The sequence below is a fragment of the Siphonobacter sp. BAB-5405 genome (genome assembly GCF_002872335.1).
GTDB lineage: Bacteria > Bacteroidota > Bacteroidia > Cytophagales > Spirosomataceae > Siphonobacter.
Genome location: NZ_NJAG01000095.1, coordinates 1 through 4,946, shown reverse-complemented (window position 1 = coordinate 4,946; position 4,946 = coordinate 1). Strand labels below are relative to the sequence as shown.

Genomic DNA, 4,946 nt, shown 5'->3' with positions numbered 1-4,946 from the left:
AAAAAAGTACGGAAGATAGCTCTGCTATGTCACTTACGCCTAAAGACTATGCAGAATTTGCTTCGATGGAAGACTTCCGAACGGTAATCAAGCAATTAGAGAATCAACCTATTGAAACCCTAGAGGCCTGGGAGAAACAAAATGGAATGATTTCTTTAAGAAGCAGATTCAATCAAGTAGTTAAGGCTGAGGAAGTTAACACTGATAAAGGAAAACAATCACTAACCACTAATGAAGCAAAAAGATACTCATATTCATACATTAAAAGTAAAGATGGAGGTATAGAGCCTAATATTGCACTTTGGAGTATGATGAATGTGGTTAATGAAAAAGGAGTAGTTAAAATTGGAAAGCATTTTTATCAATATACTTTTGATAAGGTCAAAAATATACCCGATATTAAAGAAGCTAACAATGAAATAGATTTGTTGTTAAAATATAATGACAGTAAACCTGAAATAGGTTTAGCTGTGAATGAAGTTAAAAGAAGTAATACATTAAGTAATCCAGGAGGTAAAAGTATCACAACGGTTGCTAGTCGACAATGTGAATCCGAAAATCGGTCGGATTACAAGGTGATAGGATATGAGGAAGTTATCGAAATCACAGATGATGCATACGGTTACACTTGTAGCCCTACAGCTAGTTTTGATTCAGAAGGAAAAGTAGTTTGGACTTTTCCTTGTACTCAAACTCTAATTAGTAGTGCTAAGTGGTACGAGATGCAGATAAAGATAAGAACCTTGAAAAAAAACTAATTTATTAGGATGGACTAATAGAAGTACTTCATTGCAATATGCTCATGGAACTTGGAAACTATCTGCTGGGTCAAATCTTCAACCTGGTTGGGAAAGTGGAAATGCTGGGACTATTGTTTACCCATATCAATTAAATACATATCATAGAAGTACTCCAGATGAAACTTCAACTTTTTCATTTACAATGATTCGAACAAAAAAAGCTGGAACTGATTCCAATATACGTTTCGATCCATCATCTAAACATAATATATTTTGGGGCGGCAGTTATAATTGTGATTGTGTTATTCAATAGTTTGTGAGCTTTTAATATAGAGATGTTTCAACTAGTATCAAAATTAGCACTTGTTGATTCTAATTAGTGCTAATTTTGCTAACTAGTTGAAACAAATATTCATTTGACTAATGAACTATACCTTAATTTTTGTTTTTCTGTTAACTGTTAGTACGGCTTGTACAAAAGTACTTGAGATATCAGGACCTTCCTTTAAACCTAAGCCTGTTCTGGTAGGCGTACTGCATCCCGATAGTTCTCTGTCCGTTAGATTATTTATGTCGAGAGCGGCCAATGATACGGCTCAGTATAAACCGATCTCTTCCTCCGCTGTAACTTTTAGCGAGGACAATACCGTACTGGGTAAGGCCGTGCATGCTGGAGACGGGTTTTACGTTCTAACAGTCAAGCCCAAAGAAGGGCATACCTACAAAGTTCAGGCGGAGATTCCAGCCTATGGCACCGTCGAAGCGGAAGACTTCTTGCCCGCTTTTCCTTCGTATATGGTCACCGTAGGCGACAGAAATTCATTGAATGCCAATTCGAATCCTGACATCACTTTACAGTTCAAAAAAACGGATCAGGCCTATTACTGGATTGGTATTAATGCCACGAAGCTTTCTTACCTGGCACCTCGGGAATGTTGGGAGGTTGATACTACCGGTGGGGCATTGGATGCAGAATGTAGAAAATATTTAGAAAAATGGAGCACTAGTCTCTCTTCGCGATCCACCGTTTTCGATATGTTCAATGGGACTTTCGATGAGCTACATAACTACTACTATTTTTCAAGCCTTGTCCGACTGCTCCCTGAATTTGTCAAAGATTCCCAACGACCAGAAGTTACTTTCGCAACGGTAGGCCAGGGTGGTTCCTGGACCAGGAACCACCCTGGCGAAGAAAACGTCCTTGAATTAACAGTAGCAGGTCCAGCCTTTGATACCTACTTAAAAACCTCTTTATTTTCCCTTGAAAATCAGCTAGTAGACTCTCAGGGGAAAATACAAAATCCGTTTGCGGAACCCACCAGTGCTTCCAGTAATGTCAAGAATGGGTTAGGCATTTTCGGGGCCCGAAATGGTAAGTACATTTCGCTTAAGCTTAATTCAACCGTTAGTAAAAATTAACCGAATGAAAGTAATAAGAATTTTCTTCCTATGGATACTGACTACTAACGCACTCGTTGCACAAACCCTTTCAGGATTTATTGAAGATGCTTCCTCGGGAGAGCGGTTAATTGGAGCTACGATTAAGTTTAACAATCAGGGAATTATTAGTAACCGATATGGCTACTTTAGTGTAAACGTCAACGCTAAACCCGTGCGGCTAACGTTCTCCTATCTGGGTTTTGAAACGCAGGAAATTCAATATACCATAACTAAAGATACCAGTGTACTGATTAAATTAAACCCCGTACCAAATACCTTACAAGAAGTAGTCATTACGTCTTCGCCGAAACAGGAACTTTCTTCAATCGATCACTACACCATCCCCTGGAGATAGTAAAAAAAAGCTCCCGCTTTTTTAGGAGAATCGGATCTATTCAAAACCATTCAGTATTTGCCCGGCGTACAGGCAGGAAGTGAAGGCACCGCTGGGATAAACGTCAGGGGCGGTACACCCGATCAAAACCTGATTTTACTCGATGGGGTACCGGTTTATAATATCAACCACATGTTTGGTTTTTTCTCGGTTATTAATCCCGATGCCGTAGCCCACGTCGATTTTATGAAGGGAAATTTTCCCGCTAAATACGGCGGGCGTTTGTCTTCCATCATGGATATTGCCATGAAAGAGGGCAATTCACAAAGCTGGCATGGTACGCTTAGCTTAAATCCAATTGCTACCAGGCTGATGGTCGAAGGGCCGCTGAAAAAAGATGTTTCCTCCATCTTGGTGTCGGGCAGAACGACCTGGATCAACGGCTTAATCGGACTGGGTACGCTGATTCGAGGCTCAGAAAGCTCAACGAATTACGGCTTTTACGATTTGAATGTGAAGATCAATTACAAGCTATCCCGAAAAGATCAGTTATACGGTAGTTTTTATACGGGGCATGATGGCTTCCGCAGGGAATTCAAATTCGATAATAGCCTATATCGATTCGGTCTTTCCTGGGGGAATGCTACGGCCGCTTTGCGTTGGAACAGAGTTTGGAATAACCGTCTGTTTAGCAATACAACCGCTTATTATACGCAATATGATTACCAGTTGTCGCAAGAATTAACCAGTGAAAAACGCTACAATGCAACGACTAATTCCAGTATAAAAGATAAGGGAATTAAGATAGACTTCGATCAGCTCTTGAGTAATAAAAATACATTGCGGTACGGGGCTGGACTGGTTCATCATACCTTCGCTCCGGAAAATAAAACCTACCAAAACCTGCGAGCAGATTCTACTGCTTCCAACGCTCCCGTTCAAAGTTTGGAATGGTCCCTGTACCTGGAAGATGCGTATGCGATTAGCAATAAACTAAGGCTGGTGGCGGGGGTCCATTACCAGGGACAGCACGTGCAAAAGTCGTACTTTCATTCATTACAGCCCAGAGTCAGTCTCCACGCGAATGTATCTCCCCGATCAAAGGTACAATTCTCTTACAACCGTACCGCCCAGTTTTTGCATTTACTGACGAATTCTTCCTTGGGTTTGCCCACGGATTTGTGGGTTCCAGCCATTCCGAACGTAGGACCGGAAAAGGCTGAACAGTGGGCTTTGGGTTACACGCTCCAGCTTAATGATTCGTATAATTTGACGAGCGAAGTGTACTATAAAAACATGGATGGGGTCGTGGAGTATACGGACCTTTCGGCCTTTCTAAGCTCTACGAATATTCCCTGGTATGACCGGGTTACGGTAGGAAAAAGCCGATCCAAAGGATTAGAAGTTGTACCTGAATAAAAGTAAAGGAAAAACGAAAGGCTGGATTAGCTATACGCTATCAAAAACCGACAGAAAATTTTCTAGTTTAAATCAAGGAAACTGGTTTCCATTCAAGTACGATCGGAGAAATAATTTGGCTCTGGTGGTAACCCATGATTTTTCTTCTAGCAAAACCTTATCCTTCAATTTTGTTTACAACACGGGTGTTGCTTTGACTTTACCAACTTCGTTTTACGAGGGAGCCTTACCGTCTAATTACGTTCATGATCTTGATAAACAACGACTTCCTGATTATAAATTTTACCAGTCGCTGGGCGATAGGTCCGAGCGAAATAATTTCCGGGCTCCTGCCTATCATCGCATGGATGTAAGTTATAAAATTACCAAGACTAAAGCCGTTGGTACCCGAAGCTGGATTTTCAATATATACAACCTCTACAATCGACAAAACCCCTACTTTATTTATTACGACCAACAAAAGTTGAAGCAATTTAGCCTGCTTCCCATTCTTCCATCGGTTACTTACCAGCGTGAGTTTTAATATTTGGTGTAATTATTTCTTAGATTAAAGATGTATTTTAACATAATCTATGCTTATGTAGCAGGCCTTTCCAACGCATTAGTCTTCTAGCGAGTCTACCTACAATTTTTTTGTTAACTCTGAGAAGATAATGAGATACCTATTTGCACTTAACTTATAAATGAGTTTCAGGGCAAGAGGATCAATAGATCTTCTCTTTACACCGGGTCAAGGTTGATCCGCCTTCGTAGTATGCGATTCTACCAAACTTATTTCCTTTGAAGGCGTTTTTGTGAAAAACGCAGAGAATGGAAGCATCTACTTTGATGAGTATAATCTTTAATAAGTGGGAAAGTGAAATGTTTCAACGGGCCCTGTTCCAATTCAAGGTGCGATCTAGGCTATATTGAAATAACTGACGTTGAAAGCAAAGATTGAGTAATTGGGAGTTAGATGTAAAAGTGCTTATTGCTTTCTATAACGTTTTATAAGCGAACGTTTTGTCAGAGTT

At 40.3% G+C, this 4,946-nt stretch carries 4 protein-coding genes and 1 pseudogene; all 5 read left to right on the top strand.

Features of this window, described 5'->3' with window-relative positions; all coding sequences use genetic code 11:
- Nucleotides 1-758 (top strand): hypothetical protein (locus tag BWI97_RS27820; RefSeq protein WP_158242857.1); only part of this gene is annotated, 758 nt, incomplete at its 5' end.
- A gap of 405 nt (nucleotides 759-1,163) precedes the next feature.
- The gene (locus BWI97_RS25905; RefSeq protein ID WP_102203382.1) at nucleotides 1,164-2,159 is read left to right on the top strand and encodes a DUF4249 family protein; all 996 of its coding nucleotides are present in this window, start codon (nucleotides 1,164-1,166) and stop codon (nucleotides 2,157-2,159) included.
- Nucleotides 2,160-2,163: 4 nt separating this feature from the next.
- A complete protein-coding gene (locus BWI97_RS25900; protein ID WP_158242856.1) occupies nucleotides 2,164-2,535 on the top strand; it encodes a carboxypeptidase-like regulatory domain-containing protein in 372 nt (123 codons plus the stop codon).
- 42 nt (nucleotides 2,536-2,577) lie between these two features.
- Nucleotides 2,578-3,933, top strand: a pseudogene (locus BWI97_RS25895) (TonB-dependent receptor plug domain-containing protein); the annotation flags it as partial.
- Nucleotides 3,934-4,126: 193 nt separating this feature from the next.
- The gene (locus BWI97_RS27505; RefSeq protein ID WP_146011053.1) at nucleotides 4,127-4,456 is read left to right on the top strand and encodes a hypothetical protein; all 330 of its coding nucleotides are present in this window, start codon (nucleotides 4,127-4,129) and stop codon (nucleotides 4,454-4,456) included.
- Nucleotides 4,457-4,946 lie beyond the last annotated feature (490 nt).